The organism is Streptomyces sp. NPDC028305 (assembly GCF_055569495.1).
Genome location: NZ_JBVHTN010000007.1, coordinates 42,740 through 65,600, shown reverse-complemented (window position 1 = coordinate 65,600; position 22,861 = coordinate 42,740). Strand labels below are relative to the sequence as shown.

Below are 22,861 nucleotides of genomic sequence, written 5' to 3'. Positions count from 1 at the left end.
TGCCGTCCTCTCTGTGGGTTGGGCTCAGACCTGGATCAGGTCGCGTCGGGTGTGGGTGAGGAACTCATGGCCGTCCTCGGTGATCACCAGGCTGTCCGAGTGCTGGAGCCCGCCGAAGCTGGGGATGCGCAGGTTCGGTTCGAAGGTGAGGGCCATGCCGGGGGCGAGGACCAGGTCGTCGTGCGGGCCCAGGCTCGGCTGCTCGTGGGGGCCGAGGCCCAGGCCGTGGCCGATGCGGCCGGGGAGGTAGTCGCCGTAACCGTGGCGCACATAGCTCTCGCGGGCCGCCTCGTACACCTCGGCGCAGCTCAGGCCGGGCCGCAGATACGGCTGGACCTCCTCGCGGATGGCCAGCAGCGCCTCGAAGGCGCGCTGCCGCTCGGCGGGGAGCCGGCCGACGGCGACGCTGCGCTCGTTCTCGGCGTGCATGCCGTCGATGGCCGTCCAGATGACGGTCCACTGGATCTCGCCGTCGACCGGGCGGCGGGCGGTGGGCGGGGCGGAGTTCATCGGGACCCGGTCGCCGATCAGGGAGTAGGACCACAAGGCGTTGAAGACGCCGCCCTCGAGGTTGCCGAAGTCCATGGCGAGCCGGTCGGGGTAGAGGCTGCTCCAGACCTCCTGCATGGTGCGCATGGCCGCCGAGGCGACCTCGACCTCGCTGCGGCGCGCGGCGACCGCCTCCAGCGCCGCGTCCATGCCCGCGTCGGCGATCTCGCTCGCGACGCGCAGCGACTCCAGTTCGGCGGCGTCCTTGACGTAGCGGGCGCGCATCAGGGCCCGGCCGGTGTCGGTGAAGGTGGCGGCGGGGAGCGTCTCGGCGAGCCTGCGCTGGTAGTTGTACGGCAGGAACTCGCCCTCGATGCCGATCCTGGCCTCGGTGAGCCCGCGCTCGGCCATCACCTCGGCGAGCACCTGCCACCAGTGGTCGGGGCCGATCTCCTTGGCCCAGCGCCCGTAGGGGCGGATGTCGGTGATGGCGGACACCTTGCGGGAGCTGTGGGCGCGCAGGGCGTGCAGCACGAAGACCGGTTCGCCCTCGGCGGGCAGCACGACGAGCACCGGGTGGGAGTAGATCATCGGCGTATAGCCGGAGAGGTAGAAGGTGTTCTGCGGCTTGACGACGACCATGGCGTCGACGCCCTCGGCGCGCAGATTGGCCTGGACGCGGGCCCAGCGGGCGCGGACGGTGTGGGTGTCGGGGGTCATGCGGTGGTGCTCCTCTTTTCCAAAGCCGGGTTCGCCGTCGCGGTGTTCTTCACGGTCCTGACCGGGCGGCGCCCCGGTCCGCGCCCGGCGAGCCGCTCGCCGAGCAGATTGGCGCCGATCACCAGCGCCACCAGGCCCAGGCCCGGCAGCACGGCGACCCACCAGGCGCCCAGCAGCTGACCCTGGCCCTCGGCCACCATCAGCCCCCAGTCGGCTGCGGGCGCCTGGGCGCCGAGGCCCAGGTAGGTGAGGCCGGCCTCCATGAGCACGGCCCGGGACAGATCGAGGGTGGCGGTCACCGCGACCAGCCCGCGCACGCCGGGCAGCAGGTCGTACAGCAGCACCCGCCAGGTGGGCATGGACTGGGTGAGGGAGGCCTCGACGTACGGCATGGTGCGCAGGCTGAGCACGCGCGAGCGGACCAGCCGGAAGTAGGCGGGCCAGCCGGTGAGCGCGATCACCAGCACCAGCACGGCGGTGCTCTGCCCGCCGAAGGTCAGCACCAGCAGGGCCAGCAGGATCGAGGGCAGGGCGAGTTGGATGTCGGCGAGGCGGGAGAGGACCTGGTCGGCCCAGCCGCGGGCGAAGCCGGACACCAGCCCGAGGAGGGTGCCGAAGACGCCGCCGCACACCACGGCGACCACGCCGACCAGCAGCGGGGTGCGGGCGCCGTACAGCAGCCGGCTGAGCAGGTCGCGGCCGAGCTGGTCGGTGCCCAGCAGATAGCCGTGTTCGCCGGGCGCGGCGTTGGTGTGCGCCAGGTCCTGGGCGAGGGGGTCGTGCGGGGCGAGCAGCGGCGCGCACACGGCGAGCAGGACGACGAGTCCGAGCAGCGCGGCGCCGACCGCCCCGGCGCCGCCGAGACGCAGGCGTCGGGCGCGGCGGCCGCGGGCCGCGGGCGGGGTCTGCGGTGGCGGCGGCTTCATCGATTGCCCCTTCCCTGGTGGCGGACCCTGGGGTCGAGCACGCCGTAGAGCAGGTCCACGATCAGGTTGACCAGGACGAAGGCGAGGATCAGGAACGTCAGGTCGGCGAGGACCAGCGGGTAGTCCTGGTTCTGGAGCGCGGTGACGGCGAGCTGGCCGACGCCGGGCCAGGAGAACACGCTCTCCACGATCACGGTGCCGCCCAGCAGCGCGCCCGCCTCCAGGCCGAGGACGGTGACGGTGGGCAGCAGCGAGCCGTACGCGGCGTGGCGCACCACCCGGGCGCGGCTCATGCCGAGCGCGGTGCCGGTGCGGGAGTACGGGCGGGCGAGTTCGCCGCGCAGGTTGTTGCGGAACACCCGGGCGAGCGGCGGAAGGACGCCGCACGCGAGGGTGGCGGCGGGCAGCACGATGCTCGCGGCGGTGGTGGCGCCGGAGGTGGGCAGCCAGTGCAGCCGCACCCCGAAGATCCACACCAGCAGGACGCCGACGTAGAAGCCGGGCACCGACTGGGCGAGGAACACCAGCCACATGGGCCACTCGCGGCGCGCCCCGCCGTCTTCCCGCGACCCCGTCCAGACGCCGACGGCCAGGGCCAGGAGCGCGGCAGCGGCGAGCGCGACGCCGGCCAGCAGCGTGGTGGCGCCGAGCCGTTGGAGGACCACCTCCATGGCGGGCTGCTGGAAGGTCAGCGAGTCGGGGAAGTGGCCGCGCAGCGCGTCGCCGAAGAAGGAGAGGTACTGCTCGGCGAGCGGCCGGTCGTAGCCGAGGGCGTGGCTGAGCTGCGCCACCTTCTCGGGCGGGGCGCCGATCGGGGCCATCATGACGGCCGGGTCGCCGGAGGAGTGCAGCACCAGGAAGACGGCGGACAGCGCGCCCCAGACGGCCAGCAGCGTCAGGGACAGGCGGCGGGTGAGGAAGCGGATCATCCCGCGGCCCCCTTCCAGGACATGTCGGCGGGGCGCACCCAGTCGTCGGGCCGGGCGCGCCAGTCGAGGCGCTCGGCGGTGGCGGACACGCCGGGCTGCGGGAACAGGAAGAGCACCGGGGCCTGGTCGCGGGCGCGCCGGGCGGCCCGCGCGTACAGGGCGTCGCGCGCCGCGCGCCCCTCGGTGCGGCGGGCCTCGGCGACGGCGGCGGTGAACTCCCGGTCGTCCCAGTAGGCATACGGGCTGTCGGAGACGAACAGGCCGTAGAGGCCGCCGGCCGCGAGGGTGGGCCAGGCCTGGGTGATGTACTGCATGTCGGGCATCGCCTTGTCCTGCAGATACTTCTGCATGTAGACGGTGAACGGCACGCTGTCGATCTTCACGCTCACCCCGGTCTCGCTCAGCTGCTGCGCCACCGCCTGGACGACCAGCTCGCCCGCCACGTACTGGCCGCTGGGCACGCGGAGGGTCACCTTCAGCGGGTTGCCCCTGCCGTAGCCGGCCTCGCGCAGCAGCGCCCTGGCCCGGTCCGGGTCGTGGGGGTAGCCGTTCAGGCCCTGGGTGTAGCCGGAGTAGTAGTCGGTCAGCAGCTGGCCGGGGCTGGGCCTGACGGTGTTCTTGAGCAGGCTCGCGGTGATCGCCGCCTTGTCCACCGCGTAGTTGACGGCCCGCCGCACCCGCACGTCCCGCATCGGGCCCTTGAGAGTGTTGAGCTTGATGAACGCCATCCGGGTGGTGTCCAGGCGCTGGGTGCGCAGCGCCCGGTCGGCGCGCAGCCGGTCCAGGTCCTGGGGGTCGAGCCCGGCGACGGCGTCGAGTTCGCCGGAGAGCAGGCCGGAGACGCGGGCGGGCTCGGACGGGGTGATCCGGAAGGTGACACGCCGGATGGCGGGCTTGCGGCCCCAGTAGTCGTCGCGGGCGCGCAGCTCGACGGTGCCACCGGGGCTGTAGTCGGTGATCTCGTACGGGCCGGAGCCCATGGCCTGGGTGGCGGGCTGGTGGCGGGCCGCCCAGCGGGGGCTGAGCAGGTAGAGGAACGAGAGCGCGCCGAGCAGGTCGGCGTCCGGGGTGGCGGTGATGAGGTCGACGGTGTGCCGGTCGACCTTGCGCGCCGCCTTCAGGCTGGGGAAGTTGGAGGTCATCCGCAGCGCGTTGGCGGCGTCGAGCAGCCGCTCGACGTTCCAGACCACCACGTCGGCGTCCAGCGGGCTGCCGTCGGCGAAGGTGGCCTTCCGGTGGAGCGTGAAACGCCAGCGGGTGGGTTCGGCGCGCCGCCAGGAGGTGGCGGCGTCCGGGCCGATGGTGAGGTCGGGGCGGCGGGTGACCAGCGAGGAGTACACGCTGGAGAGCACGGACAGATCGGTGCCCACCGAGGTGGTGTTCATCGGGTCGAGGGTGGTGACGGCCGCCGACAGACCGATGGTGACGCGCGAGGCGCCGGCCCGGCCGCGCGGGGTGTCGCCGGGCAGACAGCCGGCCAGGGCGGGGGTGAGTGCGAGCCCGGCGCCGAGGCCGAGCGCGCCGCGCCGGGTGAGGCGCCACGGGTGCGGTGCGGACAGGTTCGGGGTGGACGGGCTCGGGGTGGGCGGGTGCGGTACGGCGGCGTTCATATCGCACCCTCCTGGTGTGCGAAGACCGTGCGGTCGGAGGCGCAGGGGTTGCCGAGGGTCACATAGAAGGCGCGGTCGGGCAGCACCGCGATCGACGCGTAGGTGGTCTCGGACCCGGCCCCGTCGATCTGGTGGCGGCACAGCGAGTCCTGCGGATAGCCGTCGTGGTCGGCGAGCAGCTCGGCCAGGGCGCCGGGGGTCAGCCCGCGGGCGGCGTGCAGGGCCCGGCCCGCGGTGTCGGCGCGGTGGTACGAGGACGAGTTCTCGTCCGGGCCGGGCGCGAGCGGGGCGGTGGCCGGACACTCGTAGTGGTTGGTGAGCACATGGTGGTCCGCGTCGTCGCGCACCGTCACCCCCGTGGCGGTGGCCTCCAGCGCGAGCCGGCTCCGCGGGTCGGCGAGCGCGATGTTGAGTCCGCTGAGCCTGGGCTGGGCGCGGAGCAGACCGGCGAACTCCTCGGCGGTGCGGGCCCGGCGCAGCAGGTCGTGGGAGTTGATGAGGATCCATCCGGTGGCCGAGGCCCGCCAGTCGACGTTCGTGCGCTCGCTCCACACGCCGGAGGTGGACATCGCGAGCCCCGAGTCGTTGACGCCGCTGCCCGGCCACAGCACGCTGCCGGCCACGGTGACCTCGACCAGCCGCCGCCCGTCGGGGTAGCGGCGGCGCAGCACGACGTGTTCCACGAAGTGGCCGGCCATGTCCCGGGTCTTGGCGAGCAGGGTGTGGCCGGCCGCGGCGCGGTCCCCGGCGGCCACCAGCTGGCTGCACTCCTGGGGGACCCAGCGCAGCACCATGTGGGCGGGGAGGTTGAGGGCGAGGATGTCGTCGAGCGGGGCGTCGGCGCCCTCGGCGATGCCGAGCAGCTCGGCCCACTGCTCGGGGTCGGTGTGGCGGACGAAGTCGGCGTTGGCCTCCAGGCACTGGCGGTAGCGGGCGACGGACGCCTCGTCGGCGCACAGCTCGGCGATGTCGCGGCGCACGGCGGCGATGTTGGCGGCGATCGCGTCCCGGGCGGCGCGCCCGTGCTGCCGGCCCTGTTCGGCGGCGTCGCCCGCCAGGTCGAGATAGGCGGGGTCGGCCGCGGCGGTGGCCGACCCCGGGGCCAGGCCCCACTCCTGCCAGCGGCCGGGGTGGGCGGCGGGGACGGCTGCGGCTGCGCGGGTCACGGCTGGCTCTCCTCACTGTGGGGGTGTCGGGGGTGTCCGGCGGGGGCGGCCGATGCGCGGCCTCGGCGTGCGGTGCCACTCACACCGACGTCCGCGGGAGCGGGCGGGGGCGGGGTGAGGCCGCGCAGCAGCTCCCGTGCGACGCGGTCGGTCTCGTGGAAGAAGTCGGCGTCGGTGCCGGGGCGGGCGCCGATGGCGGTGGTCCAGCGGACCCCCTCCAGCGGCACTCCGACGGCGAACAGCGCGTGGTGCACGGTGCCGTCGGGGCGCCGTATCCGGCCGTCGCGGGCCCGGACGTCGAGCGCGCCGGTGGGCAGCGGCGCGGCACCGGGCGCGGCCGCGGGCAGCCGGTGGGCCCGGCCGAGGCCGTCCGCGATCAGGCGGCGGACGAGTCCGGGCCCGTCGGCGCCGACGTCGGTGCCCGGCAGCCAGGCGTCGATCACGGCGTCGGGCCGCACGGTGAGGTCCTCGACGACCGCGGATGCCGAGCGGGTGCCCGGGCGGACCGGGCCGAGCAGGGCGACCACGCCCGCCGCGAGCAGCGCGCGCAGCTGGCGGACGCGCAGCGCGGGCGGGCCGCCGGAGACGAAGTTGGCGAAGCCGTTGAACCAGCCGAGCACATCGCGCCGGTAGGACTCGCCGCTGAGGTTTCCGGCGGTGATCAGGGTGCGCAGGGCGGGGCGCGCCTGGCGTACGGCGACGGCGAGGGCGGCCCTGGGCGGCAGCCGGGGATCGGTGGCGGCGGCCAGGTCGGCGTCCAGGTGCCCGGCCCACCAGGCGTTCAGCTCCGCGGGGTCGGCGAAGTGGCGGTCGCGCAGCGGTTCGGCGATCGCGTCCAGGTCCAGGCGCAGCGGCTCGGGCACGGCGGCGCGCAGAACGTGGCCGCGGTCCGGGCCTGGCGGCAGGGCGGTCAGGTCGCGGCGCAGCGCGTCGGGGTCGGGCAGGGCGTCTGCGTGCAGCGTCAGCACCCGGTCGTACCAGGCGAGTTCGAGGTCGGCGGTCAGCCAGGGCACGACGTCGGCGTGGAAGTCGAGGCGCTCGCGGGCGGCAAGGGCGGCGACCCGCTCGGGGGTGAGGAAGGCGCTGGGGACCCGGACGCCGGGGGTGTCCACGCGGGCATGGAAGGGGACACCGCGCCGGGTGGTGATCCAGATGTGCGGTTCGCGGCCGCTGGGGGTGTAACCGTGTTCGTCGAAGCGTCCGCCGCGGCCCAGGGTCAGCAGGGCCAGAACGTCAAAAGCGTTGAGGCCGCCGCCGCGCAGCAGCACCTCGGCGCCGGGGGCGATGGTGTCGACGGCGTAGTCGGCGGGGTGGCCGCCGGGCAGCTGGAGCACCTCGGGCGACGGGCCCTCGGGGGCCGGATACGGCGCCTCGAGGTGGCCGGTGGCCAGGACGGCGGCGCGCGCGGTGATCCGGGTGCCGTCGTCGAGCGCGATGTCGTAACCGCCGCCGGAATCCGCGGATTTCGGCGGGCCCGGCACGGGGGTCACGCTCCGCGCCGCGGCGGTGCGCACCTCGATCCGCACCCGGTCCCCGCCGAGGGCGCGTATCCGCTCCAGGGCGTCCATGAGATAGCTGCCGTAGACCCGGCGGGGCGCGTAGTCGCGGTCATCCGCATGCGCGGCGAATTCCGCGGCGGCGGAATCCAGATGGCCCCGCGCGGCGATGTCACGGAGCCATTCGGAGAACGTCGGCCCGGTGGCGACGGGCGCGTCGAGACGCACCGATCCATCGGGGAAGACGGTGTTGTCGGCGACCATGGTGTTCATCAGGAGTTGCGGCGGCTGGCCGCGCCACCACACCCGTCCGGCGCCGGGCGGATACGGGTCGACCAGCGTCACCCGCAGCGCGGGGCCGGTCACCGGGGCCCGCGCCACCAGCCGTTCCAGCACCGAGACACCGCGCGGGCCGGCCCCGAGCACCACGGCGTCGGCCGTGGCGCGGGCGGGCCCCGGCTGCGGTGCGGCGGAATCGTTCATAAAGATGTCACATTTCAGGGGCTGTTGATGAAAGGCGGCAGGCCAGGGAATTTTGCGGTCGGCACACCGCCACGTCAAACGCCCGCTTGGGCAATCTCAAATGCTGACTTGGGGCCCGCCGGGAAAACCCTGGGAGAACGCGCGCTAATCTGATGCATCAGATTTCCCGGCCGCCGGGAATGACGCGACGGCCCAGGCTTTCGACGTTGTGTCGGCCGCCGCGCGGACGCACCTGGTGCACCAGGTAGGCGGCTGTGTGGTCCGTCACACCGGCCCGCCCGAGCCCGGAGGAGACGGAAGAACCGCGATGACCGAACCACCCGCCTACCTTCGCGTGGCCCGGGATCTGCGCCGCCAGATCGAGGACGGCCTGCTGCCCGCCGGGGAGCGGCTGCCCTCCCGCGCCCGCCTCGCCGAGGAGTACGGCGTCGGACCCAATGTGGCGGTGGCCGCGGTGCGGGTGCTGATGGCCGAGGGCCTGGTCTACGGGCGCGCCGGCAGCGGGGTGTACGTACGCGAGCCCGCGGCGCTGCGGCGGATGGTGCGCTCCTGGCACGACGGGAGGCTCAGCGGCGCTCCGTATGTGCTGGACCTGCCGGACCATGGCGCGGGGCGGCGCGAGTGCACCTCCACCACGGTGGCCGCGCCGCCGGGGATCGCGGAGCGGCTGGGGCTCGCGGCGGGCGCGCAGGTGGTGCGCAGCGCGTATGTCTTCTGGACGGACAGCGCCCGCAGCATGGTCTCCACCAGCTGGGAGCCGCTGGAGCTGACCGGTGGGACGCCGGTCGTGCTGCCGGAGGCGGGCCCGCTGGCCGGGCGGGGGGTCGTGGCGCGGATGGCGTATATCGGGATGCCGGTGGACCGGGCGGTGGAGGCGGTGGTGGCGCGCACGGCCTCGGCGGAGGAGGCCGGGCTGCTGGAGATCGCGGCGGGCTCGGTGGTCGAGGCCCTGGAGCGCACGTACTACAGCGGTGACCGGGCGGTGGAGACCGCCGACATCGTGGTCACGGCCGGGCGCTATCAGCTGGTGTACGAGTTTCCGGTCGCCCCCTGAGGGCCGGCGGTCGGTATTTCCTCCGAGCGGGTATTCACTGGAGAGAGCGGTGGATGGGCAGATGGCCAGATGAGCAGCCGATGCATACTTGAACATGTGAGTATCCAGGCGCTCTTCCGCCGCGGTCAGGTGGCGGCGCGCCTGCTCTCACGACCTCGGCCGGATGTATCCGGCCCGGATGTACCAGGCAGCGTGGGATGAACGACCATGAGGCGACCGGACACCACACGGGATCGGCCCGTCCGGTCGGCCGACCTCTTTGACGAGGCGGCCACGGCCCGAGCCACCATCGACGAGCGGGGCATCGTCACGGGGTGGAGCGAGGGGGCCCGCAGGCTCCTCGGCCACCCGAGCGCGGCGGTGGTGGGCAGGCCCGCCGCCCTGCTGCTCGCCGACGGGGCGGTCGCGGACCTGCCCGGTTCCCTGGAGCGGCTGGGCAGGTGGAGCGGGAAGCTGACGCTGCTCCGCCACGACGGCAGTGCGCTGCGGGTCGGCCTGCTGGCCCACCACAGGACGACGGCCGACGGCGGCGCCGAGTGGCTGGTGGTCTCCCCGCTGGGCCGTACGGAGCCGGCCACCGACGACGACGGGCTGATCAGGGCCGCGTTCGCGCAGGGTCCTTGCACGACGGCGGTCTTCGACCAACGGCTGCTCCTGCGCTGGGCGAACGCGGACATGGAGCGCGTGGTCGGGCTCGGCCAGGACCAGATGCGCGGGCTGCGCATGTCGGAGATCGTGGCCGACGGGCGCGGCGCCGAGATCGAGCGGCAGATGCGCGAGGCGCTGGAGACGGGCCGGCCGCAGCGGATGAGCCTGCTGCCGTCGCGCGGCAAGGCGGCCTGGACGACCCTGCTGGCCCCGGTGCGCGGCGCCGACGGCCGGGTGCTGGGCGTGGTCCTGTCAGGTCACGATGTCACCGTGCGGTACGAGGCGCAGCGGCGGCTGGCGCTGCTCAACGAGGCCGGCGTGCGGATCGGCACCACCCTGGACGTCGCGCGCACCGCGCAGGAGCTGACCGATGTGGCCGCCCCGGGCTTCGCGGACTTCGCGGTGGTGGATCTGCTCCCCTCGATCCACCCCGGTGGCGACGGGCCGCCCCCCGGTCCGGTGCCCGGCACCGTCGTACTGCGCCGCGTCGCCGCGCGGTCGGCGCTCGAAGGCAGGCCGGACGTGGTGATCGAGCTCGGGAAGCTGGCCGTCTACCCGGAGCACTCGCCCGCGGCCGAGTGCCTGGCCGCGGGGCGGGGGTTGCTGCTCGAGGTGACGCCCGAGGCCATCGCCCGGTGGGAGGAGGACGACCCCGCACGGGCCGCGCGGCTGCGTGAATTCGGCTTCCACTCCACGATCGCGGTCCCCCTGCGCGCCCGCGGGGCGACGCTGGGCGTCGCCGCCTTCGCCCGCCACCGGAGCCCGGAGCCGTTCGGGGAGGACGATCTGCTCTTCGCCGAGGAGATCACGGCCAGGGCCGCGGTGTGCATCGACAACGCCCACCGCTACACCCGCCAGCGCGAGGCCGCCCTGGCCCTTCAGCGCAGCCTGCTGCCGCGAAGCCTGCCGCGCCACGCCGCGGTCGAGACCGCCTTCCGCTATCTGCCGGCCGGGTCGCGGGCGGGGATCGGGGGCGACTGGTTCGATGTGATCCCGCTGTCCGGCGCCCGGGTGGCGCTGGTGGTGGGCGATGTGGTCGGCCACGGCGTCCAGGCGTCCGCCGCCATGGGCCGGCTGCGTACGGCGGTGCGCACGCTCGCCGATGTCGATCTGCCCCCGGACGAGCTGCTCACCCATCTCGACGACCTCGTCACCCGGGTGTCCGCCGAGGCGGGGGGCGAGCCAGGCGGCGAGGTCACCGGGGTCACCGGCGCCACCTGCCTGTACGCGGTGTACGACCCGGTCTCGCGGCGCTGCTCGCTCGCCCGCGCCGGCCATCCACAGCCCGTGCTGACCCGGCCCGACGGCACCGCGGACTACCTGGACCTGCCCAGCGGGCCGCCGCTGGGCCTGGGCAGCCTGCCCTTCGAATCCCGCGAGGTGGAGCTGGCGGAGGGCAGCGTCCTGTCCCTCTACACCAACGGCCTGATCCAGGCCCCCGACCGCGATGTGGACGAGGCGGCGGAGGCGCTGCGCGCGCTGCTCACCCGGCCCGCCGAGTCCCTGGACGAGCTGTGCGGCACCGTGCTGGGCACGCTGGTCCCCGGCCGCCCCGCCGACGATGTGGCCCTGCTGATGGCCCGTACCCGGGCGCTGGACGCGAGCCAGGTGGCCACCTGGGATCTGCCCTCCGATCCGGCCGTGGTGGCCCGGGCCCGGAAGTACGCCACCGACCAGCTGCTGGCCTGGGGCCTGGACGAGGTGGTCTTCACCACCGAACTGGTGGTCAGCGAACTGGTCACCAACGCCATCCGGCACGCCCAAGGCCCCGTCCAGCTGCGCCTGATCCACGACCGCAGCCTCATCTGCGAGGTCTCCGACGGCAGCGACACCGCCCCGCATCTGCGCCGGGCGCGGGTGTTCGACGAGGGCGGCCGGGGGCTGCTGCTGGTGGCTCAGCTCACACGGCGCTGGGGCACCCGGCACGGTCCCACCGGCAAGACGATCTGGGCCGAGCAGGGCCTGCCTGGTCCCTCCGAATGAGGTCGGCCCTTACGACCTGGGGGCGACAGGGATCGGCGTCGCGACGCCGATCCCTGTCGCCCCCAGGTCGTTACAATCGCCAAGGAAACAAAGCCGGTTCGGCCGGGGCGCGTGGCACCCAAGGAACGGAAGGCCGCATCTCCATGCGAACTCAAGCCTCGCTCGGCGCCGGCCCGCTGGCCGGCCTGAGCCCCGCCGAATCGGCCCGGCTCATGGCCGTCATGCGCGAGGCCGCCCTGAGCCGGGGCCGGCTTCCGCTGCCCGCGCGCCCGGTGATCGGACAGTCCTGGGACCGCATGCTGCGGCTGGGCCTGGACCCGGAGCGCGGCAGCGCCCCGCGGCTGCTGGGCATCGAGGAGCTGGAGCGGCGCCGGCGCCAGACCCGGCTGGTCGAGGTGCTGCCCACCCTGCACACCGGTCTGCTGGAGGCGGCGGAGGCGGCGGGACACATCATGATCATCACCGATGCCGACGGCCGGGTGCTGTGGATCGACGGCCACCGCGGGGTGCGCAGACACGCCGACGGCATCGCGCTCACCGAGGGCGCCCACTGGGCCGAGGACGTCGCCGGCACCAGCGGCATCGGCACCGCGCTTGCCGTCCGGGCGCCCGTCCGGGTGCACTCCTCCGAGCACTTCGTACGCGCCTTCCACACCTGGAGCTGCGCCGCGGCCCCGGTCCACGACCCCCGGGACGGACGGCTGCTGGGCATCGTGGACATCAGCGGCCCGGCCGCCAGCGCCCACCCGACCGTGCTGTCCCTGGTCACCGCGACGGCCCGGTGGGCGGAGGGCGAACTGCGCCTGGCCCACAGCTGGGAGCTGGACCGGCTGCGCGCCGTCGCGGCCCCGGTGCTCGCGCGGATCCACGGCAAGGCGGCCGTGGTCGACCCGCACGGCTGGATCGCCGGGGTCACCGGCGTCACCCCGCGGGACCGCCGGCTGCTGCTGCCCAAGGCGCTGCACGACGGGCCGGTGTGGCTGCCCGCGCTCGGGGCGTGCACGGTGGAACCGCTGCCAGGCGGGCATCTGCTGCGGGTACTCGGCTCCGAGCCCGGCGGTCCGGACGAGCCCGGCGGGGCGTACGGGCCGGGCGGCGCGGGCCGGCTGGTGCTGGACGTCCGCCGTCCGCACGAGTGGTCGCTGACCTTCTCGGGGCCCTCGGGCACCTGGACCCACCAGCTCAGCGCGCGCCACGCCGAGATGCTGCTGGTTCTCGCCGCGTCCCCCGAGGGGCGGACGGCGGCGCAGCTGGCCGACGACCTGTTCGGCGACCCGACGCGGACGGTGACCGTGCGCGCGGCCATGTCCCGGCTGCGCCGCAGCTTCGGGGCGGTGCTCGCGCACCGCCCCTACCGCATCGCCGACCGGCTCCACGTCGACGTACGCCACCCGGAACGCCTCCAGGACCTGCTCCCCTTCAGCGCCGCACCAGGAGTGGCGCGCCTCCGCGACGCCGATATCTAGCGTGTCGGGGGGCACCGCCCAGCGGTAGCCGGGGAGCTTGAGGACCGGGCTCCGGGCCGGATCAGCCGCGGCCGGCGACCTCCTCCGGACGGAGCACCGCCGCGAGCCGGTCCGCCGGCAGCAGCCCCTTCTCCAGGACCAGTTCGGCCACGCCACGCCCCGTGGCCAGCGCCTCCTGCGCGATCGTCGTGGCCGCGCTGTAGCCGATGTGCGGGTTGAGCGCGGTGACCAGGCCGATGGAGTTCTCGACCGTCGCCCGCAGGTGCTCGGCGTTCGCGGTGATGCCGGAGACACAGCGCTCGGCGAGCGTCAGGCAGGCCGCGCGCAGGTGCGTGATGCTCTCCGACAGGGAGTGCAGGATGATCGGCTCGAAGGCGTTGAGCTGGAGCTGCCCGGCCTCCGCGGCCATGGTGATGGTGACGTCGTTGCCGATCACCTCGAAGGCGACCTGGTTGACCACCTCGGGAATGACCGGGTTGACCTTGCCGGGCATGATGCTGGACCCGGCCTGGACCGGCGGCAGGTTGATCTCGTTCAGCCCGGCACGCGGGCCGGAGGAGAGCAGCCGCAGGTCGTTGCAGCTCTTGGAGAGCTTGACGGCGATGCGCTTGAGGACGCCGGACAGATGGACGAACGCGCCGCAGTCCTGCGTGGCCTCGACCAGGTTGGCGGCGGTGACCACGGGCAGGCCGGTGATGTCGGCGAGGTGGTGGCGCACGGCCTCGGCGTAGCCGGCGGGGGCGTTGAGGCCGGTGCCGATCGCGGTGGCGCCGAGGTTGATCTCGTGTACGAGGCTCTGGGCCTCCAGCAGCCGGCTCTGGTCCTCCTCCAGCATCACCGCGTACGCGGAGAACTCCTGGCCCAGGGTCATCGGCACCGCGTCCTGAAGCTGGGTGCGCCCCATCTTCAGGATGTCGCGGAACTCCTCGGCCTTGTCGGCGAACGCCTGGCGCAGGATCTCCATCGCGGCGAGCAGCCCCTGCACGGCGAGGATGGTGGAGACCTTGACCGCGGTCGGGTAGGCGTCGTTGGTGGACTGGCTGAGGTTGACGTCCTCGTTGGGGTGGATCTCGGTGTAGTCGCCCTTGGCGTGGCCGAGGAGCTCCAGCGCCCGGTTGGCTATCACCTCGTTGGCGTTCATGTTGGTCGAGGTCCCCGCGCCGCCCTGGATCACGTCGACCACGAACTGGTCGTGCAGCCGGCCTTCCCGGATCTCCTGGCAGGCGGCCGCGATGGCGTCGGCCTTGCGCGCCTCGAGCAGCCCGAGGTCCTGGTTGGCCCGGGCCGCGGCCTCCTTGACGGCGGCCAGCGCGCCGATCAGGTGCGGGTAGGCCGCGATGGTGGTGCCGGTGATGGGGAAGTTCTCGGTGGCGCGCAGGGTGTGGATGCCCCAGTACGCGTCGGCCGGCACGTCACGGTCGCCCAGAAGGTCGTGTTCTCGGCGAAAGCCGGTGGCAGTCATCGGTGTGCGGTGTCCCTTGGTGAGGCGGGGTGAGGGTTGAGGGTGGGGGGTGACGTGGGGCGGAGCAAGTCCACCGCGCGCAGGCTACCGACGGGCCGGCCGCCGCCGAGCACCGGGGCCTCGGCGAACTCGGCGAGCAGCCCGGGGTCGACGCCCAGGTGGGCGAGGGCGGCGGCGGTCACCGGCATCCGGGCGCGGTCCGCCCCGTCGGCGATCTTCACGGCGAGCGCCCGCCCGTCGGGCAGCGCGGCCACCTGGACGCCCTCGAAGCCGTCCTTGGCCACGAGGCCGGGCACCGCGCGCATCAGCCGGGCGACGTCCCGCCCGGTCCCGGCGACCATCTCGGGGTGCTCGCGCATGGCGGCCGCGACCCGGCCCTCGGGGGTGTCCGCCGGGGCGGCGGCGATCCGCGCGAGGGCGCGGGCCAGCCCGCGCGGCGAGACGGCGAACAGCGGGGCGCCGCATCCGTCGACCGTCACCTGGGCGACGCGCCGGCCGGTCAGGTCCTCGACGGTCTCGGCGATCAGCTGCTGGAGCGGGTGCGCCGGGTCGAGATAGCCCTCCAGGGGCCAGCCGCGCAGCTGGGCGGTGAGCAGCATCGCGGCGTGCTTGCCCGAGCAGTTCTGGGCGAGCCGGGAGGGGCCGTGCCCGGCGCGCAGCCACGCCTCGCGCTCGGGGGCGCCGTAGGGCAGGTCGGGGACGTTGCGCAGCAGGTCCTCGGAGATCGGGCCGTGCGCGAGGATGCGCCGGGCCCCGGCCAGGTGGCGCTGCTGGCCGGAGTGGCTGGCCGCGGTGAGCGCCAGCAGCTCGCCGTCCAGCGGCAGCCCGGCGCGCACCAGGGCGACGGCCTGGACGGGCTTGAGTGCCGAGCGGGGGTAGAACGCGACGTCGGGGTCGCCGGCCTGGAGGAGCACCTGGCCGTCGGCGGCCAGCACCACGGCCGACCCGTGGTGGACGCCTTCGATGAGCCCGCCGCGTATCACCTGGACGAGCGGCACATGGCGCGGCTCGCGGATCTCGGGCGCCTCGGCGGGCAGCGGACGGTGGCCGTCGGGATACGTGTGGGGGGAGGTGTTCACGGAGGAGGTGTTCAAGGGGAAGGCGTCCGGAGAGGTGTTCAGGGTGGTGGGGGTGTTGTCGCGGTCGGTCGCGGTCATCGCCGGCCGTTCACCCGGCCGCGTACGGCGTACCAGCCGAGGACCAGCGCCAGCACGATCGCGGGGAGCGCCATGACGGTCAGCCGGCTGGGTCCGCCGTCGGCCCACATCAGGACCAGGACGGAGGTGAGGAAGGCGATGGTGATGATCTCGGTGAACGGCGATCCGGGGAGCCGGTAGCCGGGTCGCCGGACCAGACCGGCCTTGGCCTTCCGCCAGAAGACCAGGTGGCACAGCATGATCATGGCCCAGGTGGAGAGGATGCCGATCGCCGCGAAGTTGAGCACGATCTCGAAGGCCTTGCTCGGCGCCGCGTAGTTCAGGACGACGCCCAGCACGCAGAAGAAGGCGGTGAGCAGGATCCCGCCGTAGGGGACGTGGGTGCGGCTCATGACGCCGGTGAACCTGGGCGCGGAGCCGGACTTGGCCATCGAGCGCAGGATGCGGCCGGTGGAGTAGAGCCCGGAGTTGAGGCTGGACATCGCGGCGGTGAGCACGACCAGGTTCATCACCGCGCCCGCCGAGGGCACGCCGATGTTGGACAGCACGGTCACGAACGGGCTCTGGCCGTCCGCGTAGGAGGTGTACGGCATCAGCATGGAGAGCAGCACCACGGAGCCGACGTAGAAGAGGGCGACGCGCCACATGATGGAGTTGATCGCCTTGGGCATGATCTTCTCGGGGTTCTCGGTCTCCCCCGCCGCCACGCCGACCAGCTCCACGGACGCGTAGGCGAAGACGACACCCTGGACGACCAGGAGCATCGGGAGCACCCCGTGCGGGAAGACGCCGCCGTGGTCGAAGATCATCCCGGGGCCGGGGGTGTTGCCGTCGATCGGGTGGCGGGTGACCAGCAGGAAGATGCCGATCGCCATGAAGGTGACGAGCGCGCCGACCTTGATGATCGCGAACCAGAACTCCATCTCGCCGAAGAACTTGACCGAGATGAGGTTCACCGCCAGCACGACGGCGAGCGCGATCAGGGCGATCACCCACTGCGGGATGTCGGTGAACATGCCCCAGTAGTGCGTGTAGGTCGCGACCGCCGTGATGTCGGCGATACCGGTGGTGGCCCAGTTCAGGAAGTACATCCAGCCGGCGACGAAGGCACCCTTCTCGCCGAGGAACTCACGGGCGTACGAGACGAAGGCGCCCGAGGAGGGGCGGTGCAGCACCAGCTCGCCCAGGGCCCGCACCACCAGGAAGGCGAAGACGCCGCAGACCGCGTAGGCGATGAACAGCGAGGGTCCGGCGTTGTGGAGCCGGCCTCCGGCTCCGAGGAAGAGCCCGGTGCCGATGGCGCCACCGATGGCGATCATGTTGACGTGCCGGGCCTTGAGGGACTTGCTGTACCCGGCGTCCCCCGCGTCGACATGCGCGGGGGACTGCGTCTTCGGGTGGGGCTCTTGACGGCGTTCATCCTGCCGGAGGGACTGCTCGCTCACTCCTGCTGGCCTTCCATTGGGGATTGCATGACTCCTGTCGCGCGCCCGGCCTCGGGGCCTGGTCGCACGATGGAGGTGAGGGTTGTTTCGACGCGCTGGAGGTGATGTGACATCGCCGCCGTCGCGTCGGGCTCCGAACCGTCGGACAGCGCCTCGACGATCGCCCGGTGTTCCCGGTTCGCCTGCTCCCGCCGGCCACCGAGCTCGTTGAGGAACGCGGACTGCCGTGCCAGGGCGTCGCGGATCTCCTCGATCACCTTGCGGAATACAGGATTCCGGGCTGCCTGGGCAATGGTCAGATGGAAAAGTGTGTCCATCGCCACCCAGGCGGTGGTGTCGGTCTCCCGCTCCATCCGCTCCAGCAGATGGCTCAGGTGGTCCAGGTCCTCGGCGGTGCGGCGGACGGCCGCGTACCCGGCGACCGGGATCTCGATGTGCCGACGCACCTCGAGCAGGTCGCTCGCCGTGTAGTCGCCGAAGGTGGGGTCCTCCACCGGGCCGTTCGAGATGACGAACGTACCCTTGCCGGTACGCGAGGCGGTGAGCCCCATCGTCTGAAGGGCCCGGAGCGCCTCCCGGAGTACCGGTCGGCTCACCTCCAGCCGGCGGCAGAGTTCCGCCTCGGACGGAAGCTTGTCCCCGACCGCGTATTCACCCCGCTCAATGGCGCGGCGAAGGTGCGCAAGCACCGCTTCCATGGCGCTCACACGGCGAGGGACTGACGGGACTGCCGGGACCTGGCCTGTCTGGCTGTCTGACAAGTTCACGGGCAGATATTCGGCTGGCCACGGAAGCGTTGTCAATAGTTCCGCAACAAAGAGCACCCGACTCCACGGAATGTGCCTTTTGTCCGGCTTATGCTCTATGTGGAGTTTCTTGGCGCGATCCCCGCCGTCCGGGAGGCTCCGGCCGAGGGCACGAGCGACAGGTGCGTGATCAGCCATGACGCAGCAGCTGACGAAGGCGCGTATCACGGCCGTCGACACGCACGACATCCGTTTCCCCACCTCGCGGTGGGGCTGGGGCTCGGACGCCATGAACCCCGACCCCGACTACTCGGCCGCCTATGTGGCCATCCGCACCGACGCCCCGGACGGACTGGAGGGCCACGGCCTCTGCTTCACCATCGGCCGGGGCAACGAGGTGGCGGTCGCGGCGATCGACGCCCTGCGCCCCCACCTGGCCGGGACGGAGCTCGACGAAACCCCGGCCGGCCTGGACGCCCGCTACCGCGCATTGGCGGGCGACAGCCAGCTGCGCTGGCTGGGCCCGGAGAAGGGCGTCACCCACATGGCCCTCGGCGCCGTGGTGAACGCCCTGTGGGACCTGTACGCCAAGCGGCGGGGGAAGCCGCTGTGGAAGCTGCTGGCCGACCTCACCCCCGAGGAGCTGGTGGCCGTCGCGGACCTCCGCTACCTCGCCGACGCGCTGCCCCCCGACGAGGCGCTGCTGATCCTGCGCCGCGCGGAGCCCGGCAGGGCGGAGCGCGAGGCCCGGCTGCGCGCCGAGGGCTATCCGGCCTACGCCTCCTCCCCCGGCTGGCTCGGCAACTCCGACGCCCACGTCGCCTCGGCCGCCCGCCGGGCCGTCGCCGACGGCTTCACCCAGATCAAGCTGAAGGTCGGGGCCGATCTGGAGGACGACATCCGGCGCTGCCGGATCGCCCGCGAGGCGGTCGGCCCAGGGGTGCGGATCGCCCTGGACGCCAATCAGCGGTGGGAGCTGGGCGAGGCGGTCGAGTGGACCCGCGCGCTGGCCGGGTTCGACCCGTACTGGATCGAGGAGCCCACCTCCCCCGACGAGATCCTGGGCCTCGCCGCGATCCGCCGCGCCGTTGCACCTGTGAAGGTTGCCGCGGGTGAGCACACGGCCAACCGGGTGGTCTTCAAACAACTCCTTCAGGCGCAGGCCCTGGACGTTGTCCAGCTGGACGCCTGCCGCGTCGGCGGGATCCCGGAACTGCTGTCGATCCTGCTGCTCGCCGCGGATTTCGGGGTTCCGGTGTGCCCGCACGCGGGCGGCGTCGGGCTCTGTGAGCTGGTGCGTCACCTGGCCGCCTTCGACTATGTGGCGGTCTCCGGCAGGCTCGCGGACCGGACCGTCGAATACGTCGACCATTTGCACGAGCACTTCACCGATCCCGCGGTGATCGCCCGGGGGCGGTACACGGCCCCCTCCGTCCCCGGGTTCAGCTCCACCCTGCGGCCCGAGTCGCTGCGCGCGTACGCCTACCCGGACGGCGCGATCTGGAGAACGGCATGAGCGCCACGCGTCACCGCGCGGCCGCCGTCGCCACGGTCCTCGCCGTGGCCCTGGGGCCGGCCGCCGCGGGCTGTGGCGGGCGGCCGGCCGGTGGTCGGGGCGGCGGCCGGGTCGGTGTGGTCGTCCCGTTTCTGACCTCGCCGTTCTGGCAGGCGTACAACCAGGACATCCCCCGGCAGGCCGCGGCCCAGGGCGTCCGTGTGCTCCCCACCGTGAACTCCAACGGCGACGCGGGCCAGCAGATCACCGACGTCCAGACGCTGCTGTCCGAGGGCGTCAAGGGCCTGGTCGTCTCGCCCATCGACTCCGCCGCCATCGTCCCGGGCCTGCGGGCCGCCCAGCGCGCACACGTCCCGGTGGTCGCGGTCGACGTGGCCCCGCGGAGCGGCAAGGTGGCGATGGTGGTCAGGGCCGACAACCGGGCGTACGGCCGCAAGGCCTGCCAGGTCCTGGGCCGGGCCGTGAAGACCGGCAAGGTGGTGCAGATCCAGGGCGATCTGGCCTCGGTCAACGGCCGGGACCGCACGTCCTCCTTCTCCGGGTGCATGGCGCGGCACTACCCGGCGATCAAGGTGCTGAACATCCCCGCCCGGTGGCAGGCGGACAAGGCCGCGGCCGGCCTTGAGGCCCTGTACACCGCCAACCCCGGCATCAAGGGCATCTATCTCCAGGCCGGCGGGGTGTATCTGGCGCCCACCCTGCGGACCCTCCAGCGCCACAACGCGCTGGTCCGCGCGGGCAGCCCCCGCCACATCACCATCGTGTCGAACGACGGCATCCCGCAGGAGCTGACCGCGATCCGCCGGGGTTTCATCGACGCCACCGTCTCCCAGCCCGCCGACCTGTACGCGAAGTACGCCATGTACTACATCAAGCGGGCGATGGCCGGAAAGACCTTCCACACCGGCCGCACCGACCACGGCAGCACCGTCGTCGAGCTGCCCGGGGGCATCCTCCAGGACCAGCTCCCCGCGCCGCTGGTGACCCGGCACAACGTCGACGACCCGGCGCTGTGGGGCAACCGCCGATGAACACCGCCCGGCCGCCGCTCGTCGAGGCCCTCGGGATCACCAAGCGGTACGGGCCCACGGTGGCCCTGCTGGACGCGGGGATCGCCGTCGCGGGGGGCGAGTCGCACGCCCTGGTCGGCCGGAACGGGGCGGGCAAGTCGACGCTGGTGTCGGTCCTCACCGGGCTGACGAGGCCGGAGCGCGGCACCGTGCGCTACGACGGCGAGCCCGCGCCCGCCGTCGCCGACCGGGCGGCCTGGCGCCGCCGGGTGGCCTGCGTCTACCAGCGGTCGACGACCATCGGCGAGCTGTCGGTGGCGGAGAACCTGTTCCTGGGGCGTCAGCCGGTCACCCCGCGCGCCCGAGTGATCAGCCGGCGGCGGATGCGGCGGGAGGCCCGCGCGCTCCTGGACGAGTGGGGCGTGCCGGTGGACGAGACAGCCCGGGCCGGCGGACTGAGCGTCGAGGAGACCAAGCTGGTGGAGATCGCGCGGGCGCTCTCGCTCGGCACCCGCTTCATCGTCCTGGACGAGCCGACGGCCCAGCTGGACAGCCGGGCGACCGGCCGGCTCTTCGCCCATATGCGGCGGCTCCAGGAGGCCGGGGTCACCTTCCTCTACATCTCCCACCACCTGCGGGAGGTGTACGAGGTCTGCCAGGCCGTCACCGTCCTCCGCGACGCCCGCCGGATCGTCACCGCGCCGGTCGGCGCGATGTCCCCGGGAAAGCTGATCGAGGCGATGACGGGCGAGCGCGGCGGTCTGCCGGTCCCCCACACCGCACCACCGCGGCCCACACAGACCGCCCCCGCCGCCGTACGCCTGGACCACCTCAGCAGTCCGAGCTTCCACGACGTCTCCCTGACCGTCGGGGCCGGTGAGGTGGTGGGCCTGGCCGGGCTGGCCGGCTCCGGCAGTCATCAGCTGGGGGCCGCGGTGGCCGGTCTGCACCGGACCTCCGGCGGCCGCGTTTGGATCTTCGGCCGCCCGCTGCGCACCGGGAGCGTGCCCGCGGCCCTGGCCGCCGGGGTCGGCTGTCTGCCGCGCGACCGGCATCACGAGGGGCTGGTCCCGCAGCTGTCGGTGGCCGAGAACATCACCCTGCCGATCGGCGGACGGCTCGGCCCGCTGGGCCTGATCAGGCCCGGGGCGCGGGACGCCGTGGCCCGGCGGGCGATCGCAGGCCTCGGCATCGGCACCCGGGGGCCCGCCCAGCCGATCGGCGCGCTGTCCGGCGGCAATCAGCAGAAGGTGGTCCTGGCGCGCGCCCTGGCCACCGACCCCAGGGTGCTGGTGCTCATCGACCCGACGGCCGGGGTGGACGTACGGGCCGAGCGCACCCTGCTGACGGCGGCGCTCCGGGCCGGGGCCGAGGGGCGTGCGGTGCTGATCGTCTCCGACCAGCTCGAGGACCTGCGCGTCTGCGACCGCGTCCTGGTCATGTTCAACGGCTTCGTCTCGGCCGAGTACCCGGCGGGCTGGCGGGACGGTGAACTGCTCGCCGCCGTCGAGGGGGTGACGGCCGGCCATGGGTGACCCGGCCGCTTCACAGCCCGGCCCCGCCGCTTCACAGCCCGGCCCGGCCCGCCGCGCCGCGCTGTTCCGGGTCCGCGACCTCGCGCTGCTGCCCGCGGTGGTGCTGCTGCTGGTGATCGGCGCGCTGACCAACGACACCTTCCTGGAGCGGGAGAACCTGATCAACATCCTGGGCGCCTCCTCGGCGCTCGGGCTGCTGGTGCTCGCCGAGGCGATGATCCTGATCAGCGGCCGGATGGATCTGTCCCTGGAGTCCATCGCGGGCCTGGCACCCGCGCTCGGCTTCCTGGTCGTGATCCCCGCCGCCTCCGGCGGCTTCGGCACCCGCTGGCCGACGTGGCTGGGTCTGCTGATCATCCCCGTGGCCGGGGCGGTGGTCGGCGCGGTCAACGCCGCCCTGATCGTGGGGCTCGGGCTCAACGGCTTCATCGTCACGCTCGCCATGAACATCGTGCTGCGCGGGGTCCTGATCGGCGTGGTCTCGGGCAAGACGCTGTTCGACGCCCCGCCCGCGTTCTTCGCTCTGGGCTCCGAGAACTGGCTGGGCCTGCCGCTCTGTGTCTGGGTGACCGCCGGGTGCTTCGCCGTGGCCGGATTCTGTCTGCGCTACCACCGCTTCGGCCGCGCGGTGTACGCGGTCGGCGGCAACGCCCCGGCCGCCCGCGCGGCGGGCATCCGCGTGGCGCGGGTGGGCTGGTCGGTGCTGGTGGTCGGCGGGGCGCTGTCGGCCGTCGCGGGACTGGTCATCGCCGGACGGGTCGGCGCGGTCGACGCCAACCAGGGCAGCGGCATGATCTTCACCGTCTTCGCGGCCGCGGTGATCGGCGGGATCAGCCTCCGGGGCGGCCGCGGCTCCCTGCTCGGCGCCCTGCTGGGCACGCTGCTGCTGGGGATGCTGGAGAACCTGCTCACCCTCGCCCAGGTGTCGTCGTTCTGGATCGAGGCGATCTACGGCGGCATCATCCTGCTCGCTCTGATCGTCGCCAGGCTCACCACCGGCGAGGCACAGGAGTCATAGTA

The 22,861-nt window shown here is 73.4% G+C and carries 17 protein-coding genes; 7 read left to right on the top strand and 10 right to left on the bottom strand.

Annotated elements, in window-relative coordinates; all coding sequences use genetic code 11:
- Nucleotides 1-24: 24 nt before the first annotated feature.
- The 6 genes from ACZ4WQ_RS30025 to ACZ4WQ_RS30000 are packed head-to-tail and all read right to left on the bottom strand — an operon-like array spanning nt 25 to nt 7,819.
- Nucleotides 25-1,209, bottom strand: a complete 1,185-nt coding sequence (locus ACZ4WQ_RS30025) for a M24 family metallopeptidase (protein ID WP_311729549.1) — start codon at nt 1,207-1,209, stop codon at nt 25-27.
- The gene (locus tag ACZ4WQ_RS30020) at nt 1,206-2,135 is read right to left on the bottom strand and encodes an ABC transporter permease (protein WP_361189771.1); all 930 of its coding nucleotides are present in this window, start codon (nt 2,133-2,135) and stop codon (nt 1,206-1,208) included. Before ACZ4WQ_RS30020 ends, ACZ4WQ_RS30025 begins: the two co-directional genes overlap by 4 nt.
- The gene (locus ACZ4WQ_RS30015) at nt 2,132-3,064 is read right to left on the bottom strand and encodes an ABC transporter permease (protein ID WP_311729551.1); all 933 of its coding nucleotides are present in this window, start codon (nt 3,062-3,064) and stop codon (nt 2,132-2,134) included. Before ACZ4WQ_RS30015 ends, ACZ4WQ_RS30020 begins: the two co-directional genes overlap by 4 nt.
- Nucleotides 3,061-4,674 carry an ABC transporter substrate-binding protein gene (locus ACZ4WQ_RS30010; RefSeq protein ID WP_311729552.1) on the bottom strand — a complete coding sequence of 538 codons (1,614 nt, stop codon included), beginning with the start codon at nt 4,672-4,674 and terminating at the stop codon, nt 3,061-3,063. The genes ACZ4WQ_RS30015 and ACZ4WQ_RS30010 overlap by 4 nt, the downstream gene beginning before the upstream one ends.
- Nucleotides 4,671-5,840, bottom strand: a complete 1,170-nt coding sequence (locus tag ACZ4WQ_RS30005) for a C45 family peptidase (protein ID WP_361189776.1) — start codon at nt 5,838-5,840, stop codon at nt 4,671-4,673. The genes ACZ4WQ_RS30010 and ACZ4WQ_RS30005 overlap by 4 nt, the downstream gene beginning before the upstream one ends.
- Nucleotides 5,837-7,819 (bottom strand): FAD/NAD(P)-binding protein, encoded by a 1,983-nt coding sequence (locus ACZ4WQ_RS30000; protein WP_468022569.1) that lies wholly within the window; start codon nt 7,817-7,819, stop codon nt 5,837-5,839. Before ACZ4WQ_RS30000 ends, ACZ4WQ_RS30005 begins: the two co-directional genes overlap by 4 nt.
- 307 nt (nt 7,820-8,126) lie before the next feature.
- Between ACZ4WQ_RS30000 and ACZ4WQ_RS29995 the strand changes: the two genes are divergently transcribed.
- From ACZ4WQ_RS29995 to ACZ4WQ_RS29985, 3 genes are all read left to right on the top strand, one after another.
- A complete protein-coding gene (locus ACZ4WQ_RS29995) occupies nt 8,127-8,873 on the top strand; it encodes a GntR family transcriptional regulator (protein WP_311729556.1) in 747 nt (248 codons plus the stop codon).
- Between the two features lie 207 nt (nt 8,874-9,080).
- On the top strand, nt 9,081-11,504 hold the full coding sequence (locus ACZ4WQ_RS29990; RefSeq protein ID WP_468022568.1) for a SpoIIE family protein phosphatase: 2,424 nt from the start codon (nt 9,081-9,083) through the stop codon (nt 11,502-11,504).
- 143 nt (nt 11,505-11,647) lie between these two features.
- Nucleotides 11,648-12,970, top strand: a complete 1,323-nt coding sequence (locus ACZ4WQ_RS29985) for a GAF domain-containing protein (protein ID WP_398373099.1) — start codon at nt 11,648-11,650, stop codon at nt 12,968-12,970.
- A 61-nt stretch (nt 12,971-13,031) separates the two neighbouring features.
- Here ACZ4WQ_RS29985 and aspA read toward each other — a convergent pair whose 3' ends face one another.
- From aspA to ACZ4WQ_RS29965, 4 genes are read right to left on the bottom strand one after another with little or no spacing between them, the layout of a single operon-like run.
- Nucleotides 13,032-14,432, bottom strand: a complete 1,401-nt coding sequence (aspA, locus tag ACZ4WQ_RS29980; protein WP_311729559.1) for an aspartate ammonia-lyase — start codon at nt 14,430-14,432, stop codon at nt 13,032-13,034.
- Entirely contained in the window at nt 14,429-15,589 is a 1,161-nt protein-coding gene (locus tag ACZ4WQ_RS29975; protein WP_311729560.1) for an asparaginase, read from the bottom strand. Before ACZ4WQ_RS29975 ends, aspA begins: the two co-directional genes overlap by 4 nt.
- Nucleotides 15,586-17,034: an amino acid permease gene (locus ACZ4WQ_RS29970; RefSeq protein ID WP_361189787.1), complete on the bottom strand. Its 1,449-nt coding sequence runs from the start codon at nt 17,032-17,034 to the stop codon at nt 15,586-15,588. The genes ACZ4WQ_RS29975 and ACZ4WQ_RS29970 overlap by 4 nt, the downstream gene beginning before the upstream one ends.
- Nucleotides 17,031-17,801, bottom strand: coding sequence for a FadR/GntR family transcriptional regulator (locus ACZ4WQ_RS29965; RefSeq protein ID WP_468022674.1), 771 nt, complete (start codon nt 17,799-17,801; stop codon nt 17,031-17,033). Before ACZ4WQ_RS29965 ends, ACZ4WQ_RS29970 begins: the two co-directional genes overlap by 4 nt.
- A 175-nt stretch (nt 17,802-17,976) precedes the next feature.
- Here ACZ4WQ_RS29965 and ACZ4WQ_RS29960 point away from each other — a divergent pair, with 175 nt between their 5' ends.
- From ACZ4WQ_RS29960 to ACZ4WQ_RS29945, 4 genes are read left to right on the top strand one after another with little or no spacing between them, the layout of a single operon-like run.
- The gene (locus ACZ4WQ_RS29960) at nt 17,977-19,296 is read left to right on the top strand and encodes an enolase C-terminal domain-like protein (protein ID WP_385348743.1); all 1,320 of its coding nucleotides are present in this window, start codon (nt 17,977-17,979) and stop codon (nt 19,294-19,296) included.
- Entirely contained in the window at nt 19,293-20,327 is a 1,035-nt protein-coding gene (locus ACZ4WQ_RS29955; protein ID WP_311729563.1) for a sugar ABC transporter substrate-binding protein, read from the top strand. Before ACZ4WQ_RS29960 ends, ACZ4WQ_RS29955 begins: the two co-directional genes overlap by 4 nt.
- Entirely contained in the window at nt 20,324-21,841 is a 1,518-nt protein-coding gene (locus ACZ4WQ_RS29950) for a sugar ABC transporter ATP-binding protein (protein WP_468022567.1), read from the top strand. The genes ACZ4WQ_RS29955 and ACZ4WQ_RS29950 overlap by 4 nt, the downstream gene beginning before the upstream one ends.
- Nucleotides 21,834-22,859 (top strand): ABC transporter permease, encoded by a 1,026-nt coding sequence (locus tag ACZ4WQ_RS29945; RefSeq protein WP_468022566.1) that lies wholly within the window; start codon nt 21,834-21,836, stop codon nt 22,857-22,859. Before ACZ4WQ_RS29950 ends, ACZ4WQ_RS29945 begins: the two co-directional genes overlap by 8 nt.
- Nucleotides 22,860-22,861: the final 2 nt, after the last annotated feature.

What these genes read in the sequence shown, in the direction of transcription:
- ACZ4WQ_RS29950 (WP_468022567.1), top strand. Translation starts at nt 20,324, where the DNA reads ATGAACACCGCCCGGCCGCCGCTCGTCGAGGCCCTCGGGATCACCAAG.
- aspA (WP_311729559.1), bottom strand. Translation starts at nt 14,432, where the DNA reads ATGACTGCCACCGGCTTTCGCCGAGAACACGACCTTCTGGGCGACCGT.
- ACZ4WQ_RS30015 (WP_311729551.1), bottom strand. Translation starts at nt 3,064, where the DNA reads ATGATCCGCTTCCTCACCCGCCGCCTGTCCCTGACGCTGCTGGCCGTC.
- ACZ4WQ_RS29990 (WP_468022568.1), top strand. Translation starts at nt 9,081, where the DNA reads ATGAGGCGACCGGACACCACACGGGATCGGCCCGTCCGGTCGGCCGAC.
- ACZ4WQ_RS29995 (WP_311729556.1), top strand. Translation starts at nt 8,127, where the DNA reads ATGACCGAACCACCCGCCTACCTTCGCGTGGCCCGGGATCTGCGCCGC.
- ACZ4WQ_RS30010 (WP_311729552.1), bottom strand. Translation starts at nt 4,674, where the DNA reads ATGAACGCCGCCGTACCGCACCCGCCCACCCCGAGCCCGTCCACCCCG.
- ACZ4WQ_RS30000 (WP_468022569.1), bottom strand. Translation starts at nt 7,819, where the DNA reads ATGAACGATTCCGCCGCACCGCAGCCGGGGCCCGCCCGCGCCACGGCC.
- ACZ4WQ_RS29975 (WP_311729560.1), bottom strand. Translation starts at nt 15,589, where the DNA reads ATGACCGCGACCGACCGCGACAACACCCCCACCACCCTGAACACCTCT.
- ACZ4WQ_RS29955 (WP_311729563.1), top strand. Translation starts at nt 19,293, where the DNA reads ATGAGCGCCACGCGTCACCGCGCGGCCGCCGTCGCCACGGTCCTCGCC.
- ACZ4WQ_RS29945 (WP_468022566.1), top strand. Translation starts at nt 21,834, where the DNA reads ATGGGTGACCCGGCCGCTTCACAGCCCGGCCCCGCCGCTTCACAGCCC.
- ACZ4WQ_RS29985 (WP_398373099.1), top strand. Translation starts at nt 11,648, where the DNA reads ATGCGAACTCAAGCCTCGCTCGGCGCCGGCCCGCTGGCCGGCCTGAGC.
- ACZ4WQ_RS30020 (WP_361189771.1), bottom strand. Translation starts at nt 2,135, where the DNA reads ATGAAGCCGCCGCCACCGCAGACCCCGCCCGCGGCCCGCGGCCGCCGC.
- ACZ4WQ_RS30025 (WP_311729549.1), bottom strand. Translation starts at nt 1,209, where the DNA reads ATGACCCCCGACACCCACACCGTCCGCGCCCGCTGGGCCCGCGTCCAG.
- ACZ4WQ_RS29960 (WP_385348743.1), top strand. Translation starts at nt 17,977, where the DNA reads ATGACGCAGCAGCTGACGAAGGCGCGTATCACGGCCGTCGACACGCAC.